Origin of the sequence: Pseudomonas sp. UBA5568, from assembly GCF_002425525.1 — a bacterium.
Taxonomy (GTDB): domain Bacteria; phylum Pseudomonadota; class Gammaproteobacteria; order Pseudomonadales; family Pseudomonadaceae; genus Aquipseudomonas; species Aquipseudomonas fulva.
This window is the reverse complement of record NZ_DIMK01000018.1, coordinates 182-19120: the sequence shown is the minus strand read 5'-3', so window position 1 is coordinate 19120 and position 18939 is coordinate 182. Positions and strand designations below refer to the sequence as shown.

The 18939-nt window shown below is 64.7% G+C and carries 18 protein-coding genes and 1 pseudogene; 2 read left to right on the top strand and 17 right to left on the bottom strand.

Features of this window, described 5'->3' with window-relative positions:
• Positions 1-41 precede the first annotated feature (41 nt).
• The 6 genes from B2S33_RS05310 to urtA form a co-directional block, all read right to left on the bottom strand.
• Positions 42-563: a GNAT family N-acetyltransferase gene (locus tag B2S33_RS05310; RefSeq protein WP_028687179.1), complete on the bottom strand. Its 522-nt coding sequence runs from the start codon at positions 561-563 to the stop codon at positions 42-44.
• A 31-nt stretch (positions 564-594) separates the two neighbouring features.
• Entirely contained in the window at positions 595-1293 is a 699-nt protein-coding gene (urtE, locus tag B2S33_RS05305; RefSeq protein ID WP_028687178.1) for an urea ABC transporter ATP-binding subunit UrtE, read from the bottom strand.
• Positions 1294-1367: 74 nt separating this feature from the next.
• Positions 1368-2225, bottom strand: a complete 858-nt coding sequence (gene urtD, locus B2S33_RS05300; RefSeq protein WP_288650028.1) for an urea ABC transporter ATP-binding protein UrtD — start codon at positions 2223-2225, stop codon at positions 1368-1370.
• On the bottom strand, positions 2222-3301 hold the full coding sequence (gene urtC / locus B2S33_RS05295; protein WP_027915296.1) for an urea ABC transporter permease subunit UrtC: 1080 nt from the start codon (positions 3299-3301) through the stop codon (positions 2222-2224). Before urtC ends, urtD begins: the two co-directional genes overlap by 4 nt.
• Positions 3301-4788 carry an urea ABC transporter permease subunit UrtB gene (gene urtB, locus B2S33_RS05290; protein WP_414707695.1) on the bottom strand — a complete coding sequence of 496 codons (1488 nt, stop codon included), beginning with the start codon at positions 4786-4788 and terminating at the stop codon, positions 3301-3303. Before urtB ends, urtC begins: the two co-directional genes overlap by 1 nt.
• A gap of 86 nt (positions 4789-4874) precedes the next feature.
• The gene (gene urtA, locus B2S33_RS05285; RefSeq protein WP_028687175.1) at positions 4875-6140 is read right to left on the bottom strand and encodes an urea ABC transporter substrate-binding protein; all 1266 of its coding nucleotides are present in this window, start codon (positions 6138-6140) and stop codon (positions 4875-4877) included.
• Positions 6141-6585: 445 nt separating this feature from the next.
• On the opposite strand from urtA, the gene B2S33_RS05280 reads away from it, so the two are divergent.
• On the top strand, positions 6586-6882 hold the full coding sequence (locus B2S33_RS05280) for a hypothetical protein (RefSeq protein ID WP_028687174.1): 297 nt from the start codon (positions 6586-6588) through the stop codon (positions 6880-6882).
• A 65-nt stretch (positions 6883-6947) separates the two neighbouring features.
• Here the strand turns inward: B2S33_RS05280 and cycA are convergent, their stop codons facing one another.
• The 11 genes from cycA to B2S33_RS05225 form a co-directional block, all read right to left on the bottom strand.
• Positions 6948-8363 (bottom strand): D-serine/D-alanine/glycine transporter, encoded by a 1416-nt coding sequence (gene cycA / locus B2S33_RS05275; protein WP_027915292.1) that lies wholly within the window; start codon positions 8361-8363, stop codon positions 6948-6950.
• Positions 8364-8604: 241 nt separating this feature from the next.
• Positions 8605-9972 carry a PepSY-associated TM helix domain-containing protein gene (locus B2S33_RS05270; protein WP_027915291.1) on the bottom strand — a complete coding sequence of 456 codons (1368 nt, stop codon included), beginning with the start codon at positions 9970-9972 and terminating at the stop codon, positions 8605-8607.
• Positions 9973-10027: 55 nt separating this feature from the next.
• Positions 10028-12088 carry a TonB-dependent copper receptor gene (locus B2S33_RS05265; protein WP_125922148.1) on the bottom strand — a complete coding sequence of 687 codons (2061 nt, stop codon included), beginning with the start codon at positions 12086-12088 and terminating at the stop codon, positions 10028-10030.
• Between the two features lie 62 nt (positions 12089-12150).
• Positions 12151-12582, bottom strand: coding sequence for a DUF2946 domain-containing protein (locus B2S33_RS05260; RefSeq protein ID WP_033736851.1), 432 nt, complete (start codon positions 12580-12582; stop codon positions 12151-12153).
• A gap of 19 nt (positions 12583-12601) precedes the next feature.
• The gene (locus tag B2S33_RS05255) at positions 12602-13081 is read right to left on the bottom strand and encodes a copper chaperone PCu(A)C (protein WP_027915288.1); all 480 of its coding nucleotides are present in this window, start codon (positions 13079-13081) and stop codon (positions 12602-12604) included.
• A 47-nt stretch (positions 13082-13128) separates the two neighbouring features.
• Positions 13129-13518 carry a DUF2946 domain-containing protein gene (locus B2S33_RS05250; RefSeq protein WP_027915287.1) on the bottom strand — a complete coding sequence of 130 codons (390 nt, stop codon included), beginning with the start codon at positions 13516-13518 and terminating at the stop codon, positions 13129-13131.
• 138 nt (positions 13519-13656) lie between these two features.
• Entirely contained in the window at positions 13657-14511 is an 855-nt protein-coding gene (locus tag B2S33_RS05245) for an SPFH domain-containing protein (RefSeq protein ID WP_027915286.1), read from the bottom strand.
• Positions 14512-14536: 25 nt separating this feature from the next.
• Entirely contained in the window at positions 14537-14974 is a 438-nt protein-coding gene (locus tag B2S33_RS05240) for an NfeD family protein (protein WP_027915285.1), read from the bottom strand.
• A gap of 137 nt (positions 14975-15111) precedes the next feature.
• A complete protein-coding gene (locus B2S33_RS05235; protein WP_288650015.1) occupies positions 15112-15831 on the bottom strand; it encodes a cobalt-precorrin-6A reductase in 720 nt (239 codons plus the stop codon).
• Entirely contained in the window at positions 15828-16922 is a 1095-nt protein-coding gene (locus B2S33_RS05230) for a cobalt-precorrin-5B (C(1))-methyltransferase (RefSeq protein ID WP_110607096.1), read from the bottom strand. The genes B2S33_RS05235 and B2S33_RS05230 overlap by 4 nt, the downstream gene beginning before the upstream one ends.
• A complete protein-coding gene (locus B2S33_RS05225; RefSeq protein WP_027915282.1) occupies positions 16915-18126 on the bottom strand; it encodes a bifunctional cobalt-precorrin-7 (C(5))-methyltransferase/cobalt-precorrin-6B (C(15))-methyltransferase in 1212 nt (403 codons plus the stop codon). Before B2S33_RS05225 ends, B2S33_RS05230 begins: the two co-directional genes overlap by 8 nt.
• 157 nt (positions 18127-18283) lie before the next feature.
• Between B2S33_RS05225 and B2S33_RS05220 the strand changes: the two are divergent.
• Positions 18284-18939 (top strand): annotated as a pseudogene (locus tag B2S33_RS05220) (precorrin-3B synthase); the annotation flags it as partial.

The following is an 18939-nucleotide window of genomic DNA, read 5'->3' as shown; positions in this document are numbered from 1 at the left end:
TGTCACCGGGCAAGGCTGCGTGAGGGCGGCCTTGCCCAGTGTCATGGCAGGTCTGGCTCGGCCCCTGGGTTCAGCACCCGCTGCATGAAGGTCAGGTCCAGCCAGCGCCCGAACTTCACCCCCACCTGCGGCATCTGCCCGGTGACCACGAACCCCAGCTGCTCGTGCAGGTGCACAGACGCTGCGTTGCCGCTTTCGATGGCCGCGACCATGACGTGCTTGCCGCCACCTTGTGCGCGCTCGATCAATGCACGCATCAGCGCCGGCCCAAGCCCTTTGCCGCGCTGATCGCTGCGCACGTACACCGAATGCTCGACCGTGTGGCGGAAGCCCTCGAACGGGCGCCAGTCCCCGAACGAGGCGTAGCCCAGCACGTCGGCGCCGTCCACGGCCACCAGTATCGGGTAACCCTGTTGCGCACGGGCGTCGAACCAGGCCTGGCGGTTAGCCAGGTCCACCGGCGTCTCGTTCCAGATAGCCGTGGTGTTGCGCACGGCATCGTTGTAGATGTCGAGGATGGCCGGTAGGTCGGCAGGCAGGGCGTCGCGGATTTCGTGACTCATGGCAGCGTCTCGCTAGGTCGAAGCGTGCAGGTTAAATGGTTACCAGCCCGCGTACACCTTCGGCCTGCATGTTTTCGCCCCGGCCACGCTGTACGATCTGGCCGCGGGCCATGACCAGGTAGTGATCCGCCAATGCTTCGGCAAAATCGTAAAACTGCTCGACCAGCAGGATGGCCATGTCGCCGCGCTGCGCCAGCCGCTGGATCACCGTGCCTATTTCCTTGATCACCGAAGGCTGGATGCCTTCGGTGGGCTCATCGAGAATCAGCAGGCGCGGACGACTGGCCAGTGCCCGGCCAATAGCCAGCTGCTGTTGCTGCCCCCCGGACAAATCCCCGCCACGGCGTTGCTTCATTTGTTCGAGCACAGGGAACAACTCGTAGATGAAGGCAGGCACTTCACGTGCCTCGCGCCCCGGAAAGCGTGACAAGCCCATCAGCAGGTTTTCCTCGACGCTCAGGCGCGGGAAAATTTCGCGGCCCTGCGGTACGTACGCGATGCCGGCCTGCACCCGTTGGTGCGGCTTGAGTGCGGTAATGGGCTTGCCTTCCCATTCCACGCTGCCTTCACGCACAGGCACCAGGCCCATCAGGCAACGCAGCAACGTGGTCTTGCCCACGCCGTTGCGACCCAGCAGGCAGGTGACCTCGCCCAGCCTGGCTTCGAAGGACAGGCCGCGCAGGATGTGGCTGCCGCCGTAGTACTGGTGCAGCGTATCGATCTTGAGCATGCGAGGCTCCTGAAGTAACCGGTTGTGCGACCCCGGTAGCTCACCGGTGTACGCATGATTAAACGTGCGCTTGCTCAACGACCGAGGTACACCTCGACCACACGATCATCGGCCTGCACCTGCTCAAGCGACCCCTCAGCCAGCACCGAACCCTGGTGCAGCACCGTCACATGGTCGGCGATGCTGCCCACGAACCCCATGTCATGCTCGACCACCATCAGCGAGTGCTTGCCTGCAAGCCCCTTGAACAGCTCGGCAGTGAAGGCGGTTTCGGCGTCGGTCATGCCGGCCACGGGTTCATCGAGCAACAGCAATTGGGGTTCCTGAACCAGCAGCATGGCAATTTCCAGAAATTGCTTCTGGCCGTGGGACAGCAGCCCGGCCTGGCGCGAGGCCAGCCCGTCCAGGCGCACGGTGGTCAGGACTTCGTCGATCCTGTCGCGTTGCTCGCCGCTCAAGCGCGACCTCAGGCTCGCCCACACCGACTTGTCGGTCTTGAGCGCCAGCTCGAGGTTTTCGTACAGGCTCAACGCCTCGAACACCGTGGGTTTCTGGAACTTGCGGCCGATACCCGCCTGGGCAATCTGGTACTCGCTCATGCGCGTCAGGTCGAGCGTGTCGCCAAAGTAGGCACTGCCTGCGCTGGGCCGTGTCTTGCCGGTGATCACGTCCATCATCGTGGTCTTGCCGGCGCCGTTCGGGCCGATGATGCAGCGCAGCTCGCCCACGCCGATATACAGCGTCAGCGCATTGAGCGCCTTGAACCCATCGAAACTGACGCTTACCTCTTCAAGGCTCAGCACGGTGCCGTGCCGCGCGTCCAGGCCAGGTACCCGGGCATGGCCCAGGCCTATGGCGTCGCGGCCGATACCCTGCGGGTCGAAGGCAGGTTCGAGCATGAACTCCGGGTGTACCGGGGGCAGGCCTCTCATGGCTGGCTCCTTTTGTTCCACAGGCCGACCAGGCCCTTGGGCAAGTACAGGGTCACGAGGATGAACAGCGCGCCGAGGAAAAACAGCCAGAATTCCGGGAAAGCCACGGTGAACCAGCTCTTCATGCCGTTGATCAGCCCTGCGCCCAGCAGGGGACCGATCAGGGTGCCGCGCCCGCCCAGCGCCACCCAGACAGCGGCCTCGATGGAGTTGGTGGGCGACATCTCGCTAGGGTTGATGATGCCGACCTGTGGCACGTACAACGCGCCTGCCAGGCCACACAGCATGGCACTGAGCACCCATACCAGCAGCTTGAAACCACGCGGGTCGTAGCCACAGAACATCAATCGGTTCTCGGCATCGCGAACGGCTGTCAACAAGCGCCCGAACTTGCTGCGCGTCAGCCGCCAGCACAGGTACAGGCTTGCGACCAGCAGTGCGACGGTGAGCAGGAACAGCACCGCGCGGGTCCCGGGTGCGGCGATGTCGAAGCCCAGCAGGGTGCGAAAGCTGGTGAAACCGTTGTTGCCGCCAAAACCGGTCTCATTGCGAAAGAACAGCAACATCCCGGCAAAGGTCAGGGCCTGGGTCATGATCGAGAAGTACACACCCTTGATCCGCGAGCGGAAGGCAAACCAGCCGAACACCAGGGCCAGCATGCCAGGCGCCAGCACCGCCAGGCACAAGGCCCAGGCAAAGTGCTGGGTCCCTGCCCAGTACCAGGGCAGCTCGCTCCAGGACAGGAACGTCATGAAACCCGGCAGCCCGTCCCCGGCGGCCTGGCGCATCAAGTACATCCCCATGGCATAGCCGCCCAGGGCAAAGAACAGGCCATGGCCAAGCGACAACAGCCCCGCATAGCCCCAGACCAGGTCAAGGGCCAGGGCCACGATGGCGTAACAGAGGATCTTGCCCACCAGTGTGAGCACATAGGCCGACACATGCAGGGCATGATCGGCGGGCAGCAGTGACAACAGCGGCAAGGCGAGCAGCAGGGTCAGGGCGGCGATACCCAGCGCCAGCGACAGGCGAGGGCCGGCTTTGTGCGCGGCGGTGACAAGCAGTGGCTGGTTCATCAGTCGATCACCCGTCCCTTGAGGGCAAACAGGCCTTGCGGGCGCTTCTGGATGAACAGAATGACCAGCGCAAGGATGAGGATCTTGCCGAGCACCGCACCGATCTGCGGCTCCAGCAGTTTGTTGGCGATGCCCAGCCCGAACGCCGCCCAGAGGCTTCCGGCCAGTTGGCCGACACCCCCAAGCACCACCACCAGGAATGAATCGATGATGTAGCTTTGCCCCAGGTCCGGCCCCACGTTGCCGACCTGGCTCAAGGCCACGCCGCCCAGGCCTGCGATGCCCGAGCCCAGGCCGAAAGCGAGCATGTCCACACGCCCGGTGGACACGCCGCAGCAGGCCGCCATGTTGCGGTTCTGGGTGACGGCGCGCACGTTCAGGCCCAGACGCGTGCGGTTGAGCAGCAGCCAGGTCAGCAGCACCACGGCCAGGGCGAAGGCGATGATCACCAGGCGGTTGTAGGGCAGGATCAGGTTGGGCAGGACCTGGATGCCACCCGACAACCAGGCCGGGTTGCTGACCTCGACGTTCTGTGCGCCGAACAGCAACCGCACAGCCTGGATCAGGATCAGGCTGATGCCCCAAGTGGCCAGCAGGGTTTCCAGGGGCCGGCCGTACAGGTGGCGGATCACCGTGCGCTCCAGCGCCATGCCGACACCGGCACTGACGGCGAACGCCACGGGCAGGGCGATCAGTGGGTAAAACTCCAGGGCGCCCGGGGCGTAGCGCTGCACCACGACCTGCACCATGTAGGTGCTGTAGGCGCCGAGCATCAGCATCTCGCCGTGCGCCATGTTGATCACCCCCAAAAGGCCGAACGTGATCGCCAGCCCCAGCGCCGCCAACAGCAGGATCGACCCCAGCGACAGGCCACTGAAGGCCTGGCCGAGCACTTCACCGACCAGCAGCTTGCGCTTGACCTGGGCCAGGCTGGTTTCGGCGGCGGTACGCACCGTGGGGTCCGTTTCCATCTCTGGTTGCAACAGCGCCTCCAGGCGGGTGCGGGCCGTTGGGTCACCGGTTTCTCCCAACAGGCGCACGGCCGCCAGGCGCACCGACGGGTCGCTGGCACCGAGCTGCAGGTTGGCCAACGCCAGGCCCAAGGCTGCCCGCACGGCCGCATCCGGCTCGCTGGCGTAGTGCCGGTCGAGCAAGGCGACCTGGGCCGGTTGTGCACTCTTTTGCAACTGCCTGGCGGCAGCCAGCCGGGTGGCGCTGTCGTCACTGAGTAACCGGTGGCTGGCCAGGGCATTGTCGATCAGCCCGCGCAGGCGGTTGTTCAGGCGCACCTTGCGGTTGTCGTCCTTGGCAATGCGGCCGGCCTGCAGGTTTTCCAACAGCGCCAGCCGGCCCGGCTCGGGTTGGGCGGCCCAGGTATCGAGCAGGCGCGCCTGCTCGGCGGGCTTGGCGGCGAGGAAAAACTCGCCCTCGCTGGCTTGGGCTGCCATGGGCAACAGCAGTAGCAGGGTAAGCAGGAATCTGAGCATGAGGCTCTCCTGTAAATCAGCGCTTACGCGCAGGCGTACCCGAACGCCGGGCCGCCTACGGGCGGGCTGCAAAGCAGCCTTGGGCCTCAGTTACCTTTCACGGCGTAATCAGGGCGCTTGTCGTTGCCTGGGATGAAGGGGCTCCAGGGTTGTGCCCGCAGCGGTTGCTCGGTCTCCCACACCACGCTGAACTGCCCATCGTCCTGGATCTCGCCGATCATCACGGGCTTGTGCAGGTGGTGATTGGTCTTGTCCATGGTCAGGGTGTAGCCCGAAGGGGCCTTGAAGGTCTGCCCGGCCAGCGCTTCGCGCACCTTGTCCACATCGGTGGATTTGGCTTTTTCCGCCGCCTGCGCCCACATGTGAATGCCCACATAGGTGGCTTCCATCGGATCGTTAGTTACCGCCTTGTCGGCGCCAGGCAGGCCTTTGGCCTTGGCATACGCCTTCCAATCAGCGACGAACTTCTGGTTGACCGGGTTATCCACCGACTCGAAGTAGTTCCAGGCGGCCAAATGACCCACCAACGGCTTGGTGTCGATGCCCCGCAGCTCTTCTTCGCCCACCGAGAACGCCACGACCGGCACATCGGTCGCTTTCAGGCCCTGGTTGGCCAGCTCTTTGTAGAAAGGCACGTTGGAGTCGCCGTTGACGGTAGAGATGACCGCGGTCTTGCCGCCAGCGGAGAACTTCTTGATGTTGGCGACGATGGTCTGGTAATCGGCGTGGCCGAACGGCGTGTAGACCTCCTCGATGTCCTTGTCGGCCACGCCCTTGCTGTGCAGGAACGCACGCAGAATCTTGTTGGTGGTGCGCGGGTAGACGTAGTCGGTGCCCAGCAGGAAGAAGCGCTTGGCGCCGCCGCCATCCTCGCTCATCAGGTATTCCACCGCCGGAATCGCTTGCTGGTTGGGCGCAGCGCCGGTGTAGAACACGTTCGGCGACATCTCTTCGCCCTCGTATTGCACCGGGTAGAACAGCAGGCCATTGAGCTCCTCGAATACCGGCAATACCGATTTGCGCGACACCGACGTCCAGCAACCGAACACCACCGCGACCTTGTCCTGGGTCAGCAACTGGCGGCTTTTTTCGGCGAACAGCGGCCAGTTGGACGCCGGGTCCACCACCACCGGCTCCAGCATCTTGCCGTTCACCCCACCTTTGGCGTTGATCTCATCGATGGTCATCAAGGCCATGTCCTTGAGCGACGTCTCGGAGATGGCCATGGTCCCGGACAGCGAATGCAGGATGCCGACCTTGATGGTCTCGGCGGCCTGGAGGCTCCAGCTAAGGCCCATCGCCGCCATCGAGGCGCTGAGGGTGAAGGCCTTGATCAGACTGCGTCGCTTCATGTGCTCTCTCCGCTGAGTTGTTGTGGTGTGGGCAGAAGGGCGATTGCAAAGGCTGTGCCGTGGTGCGCAAGGCTGCGGTCTAGAAGGGTTGTGCTTCTATGCAGGGCTTGGATAGGGGCCAGATTGGTGCTTGCGCGAGTGGCCTGCACAGGATTGGGTCCAGGGCGGTGAACAGTTTTGACACATAAGCGGTACTTGAGTACCGTTCGGCACCGCAGTAGATTCTGCGACCGGGATTGGCGTCCCGTTTTACAGAGAGATCGAGCATTGACGCTCCTTGCGACTTTGCTCTGCATGGCTGCACCCGTCATGGGCGGAGCCGTGTGTGGGAGCCTTCGGGCTCACCGGTTCTCTCTGCCGGCACGCCAACCCGCACGGCTCCGTCCACCCATATTGGCGTATGGGCTCGGAGCGTCATAAAGAGAGAGCTGCAAGGAGATGCACCATGCTCAAGAAGATCGTTCCTGATCCACCCCACACATCGCGTTCCGTGACCGCCAGTGCCGATTTCGGCACCTGCAATCAGGCTCATGATCCAATACTGTCGGTTCAGGCTGGAATCGATAGCGAGGATGCACTTGTGTGCGCCGTTGCCGCGCTGAAAGCGGCTTATGAAACCAATGCCGCAGCACTGGAAAGGGTGGGAGAGCCGCTTCGTAGTTTACTGACCGCGACGGAAAACTCGCTAGAGAAAGGCTTGGCCCTGGCCGAGGCAGTGCTCAAGGGGTTGGAGCAAGGCTGAAGCGGCCTGGCTGTTGTGCGCCCATTCGCCAGTTCTGCCTGAGAATGGGCTGCACAGTTTCCTCATCAGTTGCTCGACGACCCACGTACGGCAGTACGCGGCTGGCGCCGGCTACGCACGAACTGGTAGGTCACCGCCAGGATCACAAACCAGATCGGCGTCACCAGCAGCGCCGAGCGGGTGTCGGCTTCCAGGCTCAGCAGCACCAGGATGCCGGCGAAGAACGCCAGGCACACGTAGCACATCAAGCGCCCGCCAGGCATCTTGTAAATCGACTGCTCGTGCAGCGCTGCGCGGTGCTTGCGGTAGCTCAGGTACGACAGCAGGATCAACGTCCAGACGAACATGAACAGCACCGCCGACACCGTGGTGACCAGGGTGAAGGCTTCGATCACGTTCGGGACCAGGTAGATCAGCACCGCGCCGAGCAACAGGCACAGGCAGGAGAAGTACAAGCCGTTGGCCGGCACGGCGCGACGGGACAGTTTCTCGAACGCTTTGGGCGCATCGCCTTCCTGGGCCAGGCCGAACAGCATGCGGCTGGTGGAGAACACCCCGCTGTTGGCAGACGAGGCCGCCGAGGTCAGCACCACGAAATTGATGATGCTCGCCGCCGCTGGCAGGCCTGCCAGCACGAACAGTTCCACGAACGGGCTCTTGCCCGGAACCACGTCGCGCCATGGGGTCACGGCCATGATCGCGATCAGTGCCAGTACATAGAACACGATGATGCGGATCGGGATCGAGTTGATCGCCCTGGGCAGCGTGCGCTCCGGGTTCTTGGCTTCGGCCGCCGTGGTGCCGACCAGCTCGATGCCCACGAAGGCGAACACCGCGATCTGGAACCCGGCGAAGAAGCCCATCACGCCATGGGGGAACATGCCGCCGTCATTCCACAGGTTGGCCAGTTGAGCCGTGCGCCCGCTGGGGGAGGTGAAGCCGGTGATGACCATGTACAGGCCGGTGGCGACCAGGCCCAGAATGGCGATGATCTTGATCAGGGCAAACCAGAACTCCATTTCGCCGAACAGCTTGACCGTGACCAGGTTCAGCGACAGCAGCACGGCCACGCAGGTGAGCGCCGGTATCCACTGAGGCAGGTCGGGGAACCAGAACTGGGTATAGGCCGCAATGGCCACCACGTCGGCAATGCCAGTGACTACCCAGCAGAACCAGTAGGTCCAGCCGGTGAAGTAGCCCGCCCAGGGACCGAGCAGGTCGGCGGAGAAGTCGATGAACGACTTGTAGTTCAAGTTCGACAGCAGCAGTTCGCCCATTGCACGCATGACGAAGAACAGCATGAAACCGATGATCATGTAGACGAAGATGATCGACGGCCCAGCCAGACTGATGGTCTTGCCCGAGCCCATGAACAGGCCGGTGCCGATGGCACCGCCAATGGCGATGAGCTGGATGTGTCGGTTGGTGAGGTTGCGTTGCAGGTGTTGATCGTCGGATGGAGTCGGCGCAGTTTGCGTCATAGGCTGCATTCCCTTGTAGAGGTCAGTCGCGTTGGCTGACGTAGCCGGCTAGGCTATCACGCACTGCAAAGGTGCGGGCGTGACAGATCGACACGATATCGTGAGTGCAGGGCGCTTTAGAAATGATCAGGGTCAAGCGTCGGCGCTTTGGACAATAAAGCTGCACCGACCGGCAGGGCCGTGAAACGCTCGGCGGGCCTTTCGGCTCGCCTGAGGTTCCACGACAGCCGCCTACCGTGCCCTATGCCTGCGCCGCCAACCTGGCGCGCCGTACCATCAGGTTGTCGAGTACCCACATCAGCACCATCGACACCCCCACCAAGGGGAAGACGAGCCCCAATGCCAGCATCACTACCACGGCCGTCTTCCAGCGCGGCAGGTCGTGGCGCAACGGAGGGACGCCCAGGCCGCCTTCGGGCCTGCGCTTCCACCACATCACCAAGCCACTGACCGACCCCAGCAGAATCATCAGGCACACCAGCGCAATGACGATCTGGTTCAGCGGGCCGAACATCTTGCCCTCGTGCAGCATGACCCCCAGTTCCGTGGCGCGGGCCACAGGGCTGTAGTCCTGCCAGCGCACATCGGCCAGCACCTTGCCGGTGTACTGGTCCACATGCAGGGTGGCATCGTTGCGTGGATCGTCGGCGAACACCGCAACGGTGAATACGCCGTCGGCCGTGGTAGGCAAGGTAATGCTGTAGCCCGGCTCCACCTGCCGCGCCGTGGCGATGTCCTCGACTTGTTGAACGCCCACGTTCGGTGCGGCCGGTTGGCTGGACAGGGTGTGATGCCCGGCGTGCTCGGCATGGGCGCCGGACTGGGGCATCGGCGTGTTCTCCACGGCCCAGGGTACGGTCTGGCGGTGAGCATGGTTGAGCTCGCGTGCCTGCTGGTCCGACTTCGGCACATCGTTCCACATCGCTACCGGAAAGCGGTTCCACAGGTCGGCATATTGCTTGCCCCAGAACCCGGTCCAGGTCATGCCGCTGAGCAGCATCAACAGCAGCAGCGCCGAGCCCCAGAACCCACTGACCGCATGCAGGTCGCGCCAGAACAGCCGGCCTCGGGCGGCCAGGCGCGGCCACAGTACGCCTGCGCCCAGGCGCCCGCGTGGCCACCACAGGTACAGGCCCGAAACCACCAGCACGATGCCCCAGCCTGCGGCCAGTTCCACCAGGCGATCACCCAGGGTGCCCACCATCAATTCGCCGTGCAGGGCGCGGGCGATGGCTTGCAGGTTGCGCTTGCCGTCCTGCTCGCCGAGGATCTTGCCGCTGTACGGGTCGACGAACACATTCAGCTCGCGCCCGCCGTCGTGCACCACGAACTGCGCACTGCGCTGCGCGTTCAGCGGCGGCAGGTACTGGCCCACATGGCCTTCGGGGTACGCCGTGCGCACCTCGGCCAGCATCACATCGGCCCCTTGGCGATGATGGCCGGCCTCGACCACCATCAGGTCGCGGTACAGCCACGGATCGAGCTGCGGCTTGAACAGGTACACGAGCCCGGTAAGTGCCAGCAGGATCATGAAGGGGGCCACGAACAGCCCTGCATAGAAATGCCAACGCCAGGCCAGGTTGTAGAATGAAACGCGTGTTCCTCTCATGGGAACCTCCAGGTAAACGCACAGGGCGCGGTCACTGCCGCGCCCGCGGTGGATGTCAGAAGCTGAAATCGACTTTGGTCCAGACGGTCCGGCCGGGCTCGTTGACCGGTTGAGGGTCGCTGGCCGGGTAGCCGAAACCGGCGTTGCCTGCCAGGTTCAGGTGTTCGGCGTAGGTCTTGTCGAACAGATTGTCGACCCCGGCGCTGAGTTTCAGATTTTTACTGACCTTGTACGCGCCGTTGAGCGAGAACACCCCAAACCCTGCACTGGCGTCATAGTCCTTGCCGACCACATTGCCCTGGTTGAAGGCGATGCGGTTCTGCGCCGCGACCAGCCGCCAGAGCGCACCTGCACTCCATGCATCGCGGCTGTACGTCAGGCCCAGGCGGCTTTCCAGGGGCGGCATCTGGGGCAGCGCCTTGCCGTCGCTGCTGTTCTTGCCCCAGGCGTAGGCCAGCGTGGCATCGGCCTTCCAGGTATCGCTCAGCGAGTAGGCCGCACCCACCTCGCCACCCATGATGCGGGCGTCGATGTTCTGCGCCTTTGAAGCCCCCATGCCCATCATGCCGGTGCGGTAGTCGAACAAAATGTAGTCGCGGATCTGACCGACATAGCCCGAAGCCCAGGCTTCCAGCCGTTCGCTACGGTACTGGACACCAAAGTCGAGCTGGGTCGTTTTCTCGGGCTTGATGCCGTCGAAGGCATTGACCGACCCGGTGGGCGCCGTCTTCGGCGAAAACAGCTCCCAGTAGTCCGGGAAGCGCTGGGCGTGCCCAAGGCCGATGTAAGCCGTTGCCGGCAGGGCTGCCATGTCGTGTTCATAGCGCACGAAGCCGCTGGGCAGCGTATCGGCGCGGGTGTCGTTGCGGGTCGGACTGGCCTGACGCAGATCCCGCGCAGACGCGCGGTCCAGGCGGGCACCGGTGATGACCCGGTCGTCGCCGCTGAGCGACCAGGTCAGCTCGCCGAACACGCCGTAATTATGGAAATCGGCATCCTTGGTCCAGGCCTGGCCTTTGTGCGCGTCTACACCCATGCCGCCGCGCTGGCGATGCGCGTTGGTCTGCGCGTCGATACCGCTGATCAACTGCACATCGGCCCAGCGCCAGGTCGCCTTGATGCGTGCGCCCATCGTGCGGCGGTCGACGTTGCTGACCATTGGCATGCCCATCATGCCGCTGCCAGAGGGTGTGCGCAGGCTGTAGTTGTCCATTACATGGTCGGCATAGTTGTAATAAGCCTGGGCTTCGAGCTTGTCGAGGACCTCGCCCAGGTTGGACTTTTCAAAGCGCAGGCCCAGGCTTTCACGCTTGAACTGCGAGCCGTCCATGCCCCGACCGGCATAGCGCGCCTCCCCATCGCCCTTGCCTGCGGTGAGTTCGAGCAATGTATCGGCATCGGGCGTCCAGCCCAAGGCGACATCGCCGTTCCACTTTTCCCAGCGCGACGGTACCGAATCGCCAGCCCCGTCGTGGTAGTCATCAGCGCGCGACTGATTGCCGACGAAACGGGCATAGGCCTGGCTGTTGCCGGCAGCAGCGTCCAGCACCTTGTCGAAGCGGCCATTGGAGCCGGTGAGCAGGCTGGCATTGACGCGGCTGCCAAGGGTACCGAATGCCTCGGGATCACGCTCGAACAGGACGGTGCCTGCCGAGCCGCCCGGCCCCCAGATCACGCTCTGTGGGCCCTTGATCACGGTCAGTCGGTCGTAGGTTTCCGGGGCGATGTACGAGGTTGGGGCATCCATGCGGTTAGGGCAGGCGCCCAGCATCAGCCCGCCATTGGTGAGGATGTTCAGCCGCGAGCCGAACATGCCGCGCAGTACTGGGTCGCCGTTGGTGCCTCCGGCACGAATGGCCGAAAAACCGGGGATGGTTTTCAGGTAATCGGCACCGTCACTGGCCGGCACGGGCTGGCGAGGGTCCTTGGGGTTGGTGACCACGGTCAGTGGCGAACTGGGGGCGATGGCGGTGATCACCGTAGGGCCGAGTTCAGGTGCATCGGATGAATGGGCAAGGTGCCCAGGGTCTGCCGCCAGTGCGACAGGCGTCAACAACGAGCCACACAGGGCGGCGATGGTCCCGCGCAGGGACAAAAGAGGGGTGCAGCCGGACATAAGGATTCCAGTCGATCAGTCGTGAGAAGACGCGAAGCGATCAGGCTTCGCGCGCAAACGGGTCAAACACTGATCGATGCAGGCGGCGCGCGGCTGCGGGCGCCGGGGAAGACGGCCTGCCTGGCATGCCCGTGGCGCGTGGCAGGCTGAAGGTGGACTTGAGGCAGGGCGGCTGCCAGGTTGAGCGGGCTGAGCGCCTGGGGCAATGCAGGGCAGTTGAACAACAGGCTGCAATAGCCGCACTTCTCCCACATCACATGAAGCTGGCCGTCCTGGCTCGGGCCGTGATGAGCGTCGCCATGCTGATGAGCAGCCGGCATCGGCATGTCCATCGGCATGGCCATGCCGCCGCCGTGGTGATCCATGGGCATCGACTGGGAAACCAGCGGCCCGATGAAAATCATCCACATGGCGAACAGGCTCAGCCATCCGCCACCGGCGCGCCTGCGATCAGGGCGGGTGGTACGGGGCTGGCGGTGTGGCAGCGAGCGCATCACGCCCTGTCAGCGCCAATCAGTGCTGATGGGCCTGCGGCTGGCCGGTCGGCGGTGCTTTCTGCACCGCCACTTGCACGGTGACGGGGCCAGCTTTCTCGAAGCGAAGGGTCAGCGGGAAACGCTGGCCATCGGTCAGCAGGCTGCGATCCTTGGGCTGCATGAGCATCACATGGTAAGCGCTGGGCGCGAACACCAGATCCTTGCCTGCAGGCACTACTACGTTTGGCACTTGCTGCATGCGCATGGCACCGGCCGCGCTCATGGCGTGCGCATGCAACTGGGTGTCATCGCTGATAGGGGATTCGGCGCTCAGCAGGCGGTCATCGGTGTTGCCATTGTTGTGCACCACGAAATACGCGGCGACGTTGGGGGCATTGGGCGGCAGCTGCAAAGACCAGGGATGAGCGATATGCAGGTCGCCCACGGTGTATTCGTGAGCATGGGCGAAGACGGCGGGCAGCAGGAGGGCGGCCACGGCAAGGGCGTGCTTGAGCATGATGGATGTCCCGATGAAATGAGGTTCAGGCAGACAGCGAGAAACACTCAGGCAAGCGGGGAGGCACGGGGATTGAGCGCGGGCCGGAGCTGGCGCGGCGTAGGCGTGGGTGGCGCATCCAACGACAGTGGGCCGGCAAGACGCACAGGCGGGGCATGCAGTTGTAACGCTTGGCCGCCTGATGCGAGCGGCGGCGCAGCACCCAGGCAGCACCAGCAGTGCATCGTGCTGGCGCTGTCATCGCTTTGCGGACCCAGGTCGATCTTGGCCAGGGCCTGCACATCGACCTTGGCTTTGTTGGCCATGCTGGAACAGAACGCCCCCCACAGCAGTTGCTCTGCCGGGCCTTTGGGCGCAGCAGAGGACAACGGCATGGCCAGCAGGTTGAACAGCACCGCTAGGCAGGCTATCCAGGCGATGTGCCGACGTGGGGGCATGGAGAGATCCGGTCAGGAATCGTGGCGACTATTGTACGGCCGAGTATAAGCAAATTTGGCGGGGTGCGGTGACGTGACGCAGGTGGCGTGCATGGCGGCTGGCTTCGCGATGCTCTGGCACCGCGAAGCCGTTCAGGTTCAGGCCTTGTGGCGGCCCATCAGGCCGCGTACGGTTTCCTGCAGGTCGGCCGGCAGTACCACCACCTTGGCGTTAGTGCTGCTCGCCAGGTTTTCCATGGCGCCAACGTAGCGCTCACCGAGCAGGTACATGGCCGGGACGGTTTCGTTGCCGACCGCTTCGGTGACCAGCGAGATGGCCCGCGCCGAAGCTTCGGCCAGGCTGATCTGCGCCTCGGCATCCAGCCGGGCGGCTTGCAGGCGCGCTTCGGCTTCGAGTACTGCCGCCTGCTTGGCGCCTTCGGCACGGGTGACGTCGGCCTTGCGCTCCCGCTCGGCGGCCGCCTGGCGCTCCATGGCCAGTTGCATGTTCTGGGACGGCTTGATGTCCTGGATTTCTACCGAGCGTACGGTTACGCCCCAGTCCTCGGTCTGCTCGGACATGGCCTCGCGCAGGCGCGCTTTGATCTGTTCGCGGCTGGAGAGGGCTTCGTCCAGGTCCATGGCGCCGACGATGGCGCGCAGGGATGTCATGGTCAGGCTGGTGACGGCAAAGGCATAGTTCTGCACGCCATAGGACGCCTTCTGCGGGTCGATGACCTTGGCGAAGCACAGGGCGTTGGCGACGATGACGGCGTTGTCGCGGGTGATGATTTCCTGTTCCTGCACGTCGAGGATGATGTCCTTGGTCGGCAGGCGATAGGCGACTACGTCCATGTAGGGGATGACGACGTTGAGGCCAGGCTTGAGGGTGGTGTGGTAGCGGCCCAGGCGCTCGACGATCCATTCCTCGCCCTGGGGGACAATGCGCACCCCCTTGAACACGGTGATCAGTACGAACAGGGCGATGGCGCCGACGACGATGAGGCTGGTCATGATGACAAATTCCTTTTTTACGGATTCAGGCCCGCATGACGCGGGCGGTATTTCCTTCGACGGCGATCAGGCGTACCCGCTCGCCTGCCGGGATGGTGGTATCGGCAATGCAGGTCCACTCCTCGTTGCCCAATACGGGCTTCTGGAAGCGCACCCGGCCTTTCTGGAACTCGGACACACCTGTGGTCAGCAAGCCGACCTCGCCGATCACGCTGGCGGCGGTCCAGCGCTCATCGGGCTGCTTGCGGCGAAACACCTTGAACCACAGCAGGGTAGTCAGCGATGACAGCACGACCCAGAGCAGCCCTTGCATGGCCAGTTCCAGGCCTGGAAACGCCAGGGAAACCAAGGCCACCAGCACGGCGCCGATACCGAACCAGAGGATGAAGAACGTAGGCAAGACCAGCTCGAGCAACGTCAGCGCGATGCCGAACACCAACCAGATCCACCATTGCAATTCCATATCAGGCACGTCTTCCGAGGGGGGCGCCCGAGTTTAAGGCAGGACTGCGACACATGGCCACTTGCGGGCGCTCGGAAAAAGCCTAAGGGTGTGTAGGAGTCCAACCCCACTAGGCGCGATGCAAGGGGCTTTCGCCACTAAGCAAACAAGGCCGCTACCAGTTCCGGCAGGGCATGGAACGTCCGATCGGTGATCGGCAATGTCGGGCGCTTGAGAATGAACACCGGCAGACCCAGCGCGCGGGCTACCTCCAGCTTGGGTTCGGTGGCGACGCTGCCGCTGTTCTTGCTGATCAGAACGTCGATGCGCCGGTCGATGAACAGCGCACGTTCCTGGTCCAGGTCGAAAGGCCCGCGTGCACCGATCACCTCGCAGCGCGCATTGCCAGGGCAGGCCTGCAAGGCGCGCAGGGTCCAGAACTGGCCATCCGGGATGGCGTCCAGGTGTTGCAGGGGTTCCCGACCCAGGGTGAACAGCGGTCGGGCATAAGACCCAATGCCCTGCATCAGCGCCGGCCAGTCTTCCACTTCTCGCCAGTCATCCCCCGCTTGTGCCTGCCAGGCTGGACGGTGCAGGGCCCAGCAAGGAATCCCGACACGCTGCGCGGCGCTGGCCGCGTTGGCGCTGATACGAGCGGCATAGGGGTGGGTGGCATCGACCAGCAGTGTGATGCCGTTTTCACGCAGGTACTGGGCCAGCCCCTCGGTCCCTCCGAAGCCGCCCACGCGTACCTGGCACTGCAGGTCGTCGGGCACCCGGCCGATGCCGGCCAGGCTGTAGATGTGGTCTGGGCCCAGCAGGCGCGCGATGGCCAGCGCCTCGGTAATGCCGCCGAGCAACAGAATGCGCGCGTTCATGGCTGACCCGCCCGGCCGACGATGCCGCCCTGGCGGTCGATGGCGACCACCTCGACGCTGACCTGCGCCGGCACGACGCTGCGGGCGAAGGCGAGGGCATGCTGGCACACGGCATCACCCAACTGCACACCCGCGCTATGGGCCAGCGCCAGGGCTTGCTGGCTGGTGTTGGCGGCCACGATGGCTGCCTGAAGCGCCAGATCGGCCCCGCCTGCCGCCGCCCAGCCCGCCAACTGTGGCAGGTCGATGCTCGAATGACGGCTGTGCAGGTCCATGTGCCCGGCGGCGAGCTTGCTGATCTTGCCAAAGCCTCCGCACAGGGTCAGGCGGGGCACCGGGACCTTGCGCAGGTGCTTGAGTACCGCGCCCACGAAGTCGCCCATCTCGATCAGTGCGATTTCCGGCAGCCCGTAGACACGACGCATGGTGTCCTCACTGGCGTTGCCGGTGCACGCGGCGATGTGGGTGTAGCCGTTGGTGTGTGCCACATCGATACCTTGATGGATGGAGGCAATGTAGGCTGCGCAGGAGAAGGGGCGGACGATTCCGCTGGTGCCCAGGATCGACAGGCCGCCGAGGATGCCCAGGCGTGGGTTCATGGTCTTGAGCGCCAGGGCTTCACCGTCCCGCACGTTGAGGGTGACCTCGAACCCGCCGGTGTAGCCGCATTCGACGGCCAGGCCCTGCAGGTGGTCCGTGATCATGCGCCGTGGCACCGGGTTGATGGCCGGTTCGCCCACTGCCAGAACCAGCCCCGGCCGGGTCACGGTGCCCACGCCTGCGCCCGCGACGAAGTGCACACCGGGCTGGACACGCAGGCGTACCTGGCTGAACAGCAGTGCACCGTGGGTCACGTCCGGGTCGTCGCCGGCGTCCTTGAGGGTGCCTGCTTCGGCGTAATCGTCGACCAGCCGGCAGAACTCAAGGCGCATCTGCACCACCTTGCCCTTGGGCAGGGTGATGCTCACCGCGTCGCTGTCTGCACCGGTGAGCAGCAGACGCGCTGCCGCCAGGCTGGTCGCGGTGGCGCAGCTGCCAGTGGTCAGGCCACTGCGCAGCGGGGCGGCCTGTTCGCGGGTTTCTTCACGCATCGGCCGGCTTGACCACGTCGAGCAAGGTGATGGGCAATGCTTGGCGCCAGGTATCGAAGGCACCCAGGGGCTGGGCATGGGCAACATGGATGCGGGTCAGTTCGCCGCCGTGCTGCTCCTTGAAGTGGGCCAGGGCCAGTTCGCTTTGTACCGTCACGGCGTTGGCCACCAGCCGTCCGCCTGGGCGCAAGCTGGACCAGCAGTGGGCTAGAACCCCTGGACGGGTGACTCCGCCACCAATGAACACCGCATGCGGGGGTTCCAGCCCGTCCAGTGCCATGGGGGCTTTGCCGCGCACCAGGTGCAGACCAGGCACGCCCAAGGCATCGCGGTTGTACTCGATCAACCCCTGACGGCCCTCGTCGGCCTCGATGGCCACTGCGCGGCATGCCGGGTGTGCACGCATCCATTCGATGCCGATCGAGCCGCAGCCCGCGCCCACGTCCCAGAGCAGCTGCCCAGGCTCCGGGGCCAGCCGGCCCAGGGTGATGGCGCGCACATCGCGCTTGGTCAGTTGGCCGTCATGCCGGTAGGCGTCATCGGGCAGGCCTGCCAGACGGTGCAGGCGCGGCGCTTCGGGCGCTGCCACGCACTCGATGGCCACCAGGTTGAGCGCGGCCGTTTGCCCGTGCTGCCACGTGGATGCATGCCCGTGCAACTGGCCCTGAGCCTCGCCACCCAGGTGTTCGAAGACCCACAGGCGGCTGGGGCCGAAACCCCGTTCGCGTAACAACGCTGCAATTGCCGCCGGGCTGTCTCCATCGTTGCTCAATACCAGCAGACGCAGCCCACCATGCAGGTGCGCGTTGAGTGCGGCCAGAGGCCTTGCCACCAGCGACACCACCTGCACGTCCTGCAGCGCCCAACCCAGGCGCGCAGCCGCCAGGGCGCACGAGGAGGGCATCGACAGCACCTGCATCTCGTCGGCAGGCACCTGGCGCGCCAGGCTGGCGCCCACCCCATAGAACATCGGGTCGCCACTGGCCAGCACGCACACAGGCGCGCCACGCAGCGCAAGCACGGGCGCGAGCGAAAAAGGGCTCGGCCAGTGCAGCCGTTCGCCGGTCACGCAACGCGGCAGCAGGGCCAGCTGGCGGGGGCTGCCGAAAATCCGCGCGCCACTGAGCAGCGCTCGGCGAGCTTGTTTGCCCAGACCGCTGAAACCGTCTTCGCCGATGCCTACTACCGTCAGCCAGGGTGCCATTGATACCTCTAGAGTTCGTGCGTGTGCAGCACGCCCAATTGTGCCTTTACCCGAAAGATGCTCGACCACCGGCTTTTCATGCGGGCGGCCAAAGCAGGCATAATACCGCGCCTTCTCCACTCAAGCGCAGTTTCACGGATTGCCGGACACCTCAGCGATGCCACCTCACGCTTCCTACAGTTCGCCTCGCCCCTCGGCTTGCCCGGGGTTGTGGCGCATCGTCAGCGCCCTGGATGGCGGCATCTGCCGGATCAAGCTGCCGGGCGGGGTGTTGCTGGCCCAGCAGGCCGAGGCCGTCGCCAGCGCCGCCGAGCGCTTCGCAGGCGGTGTGATCGAGGCCACCAACCGGGGCAACCTGCAGATCCGTGGCGTGGGGCCTGATCACCCGGGCCTGGTAGCGGCGCTGCTCGCCGCTGGGCTGGGCCCGCGTGAAGCGGCCGGCGACGATGTTCGCAACCTGATGCTCAGCCCCCTGGCCGGGCTTGACCCAGCGGGGGTGCTGGACGTCAGGCCGCTGGCAGGGCAGATCCTCGACCTGCTCGAGGGCACGCCACGCTTTCACGCGTTGTCGGCCAAGTTCGCCCTTCAGCTCGATGCTGGTGAACGCCTGGCCATGCTCGATCACCCGCACGACCTGTGGCTTTCGGTGCTTGAGCTTGAGCAGCGGCCCTGGCTCGCATTCGGCCTGGCCGGCAGCCTTGGTGAGGGTGACGTACTGGGTGCGGTGCCGTTCAGCCAAGGCCTGACCCTGGTGCGCGCCGTGCTCGAACGTTTTCTGGACCTGGCCACCCCAACCCAGTCGCGCATGCGGTT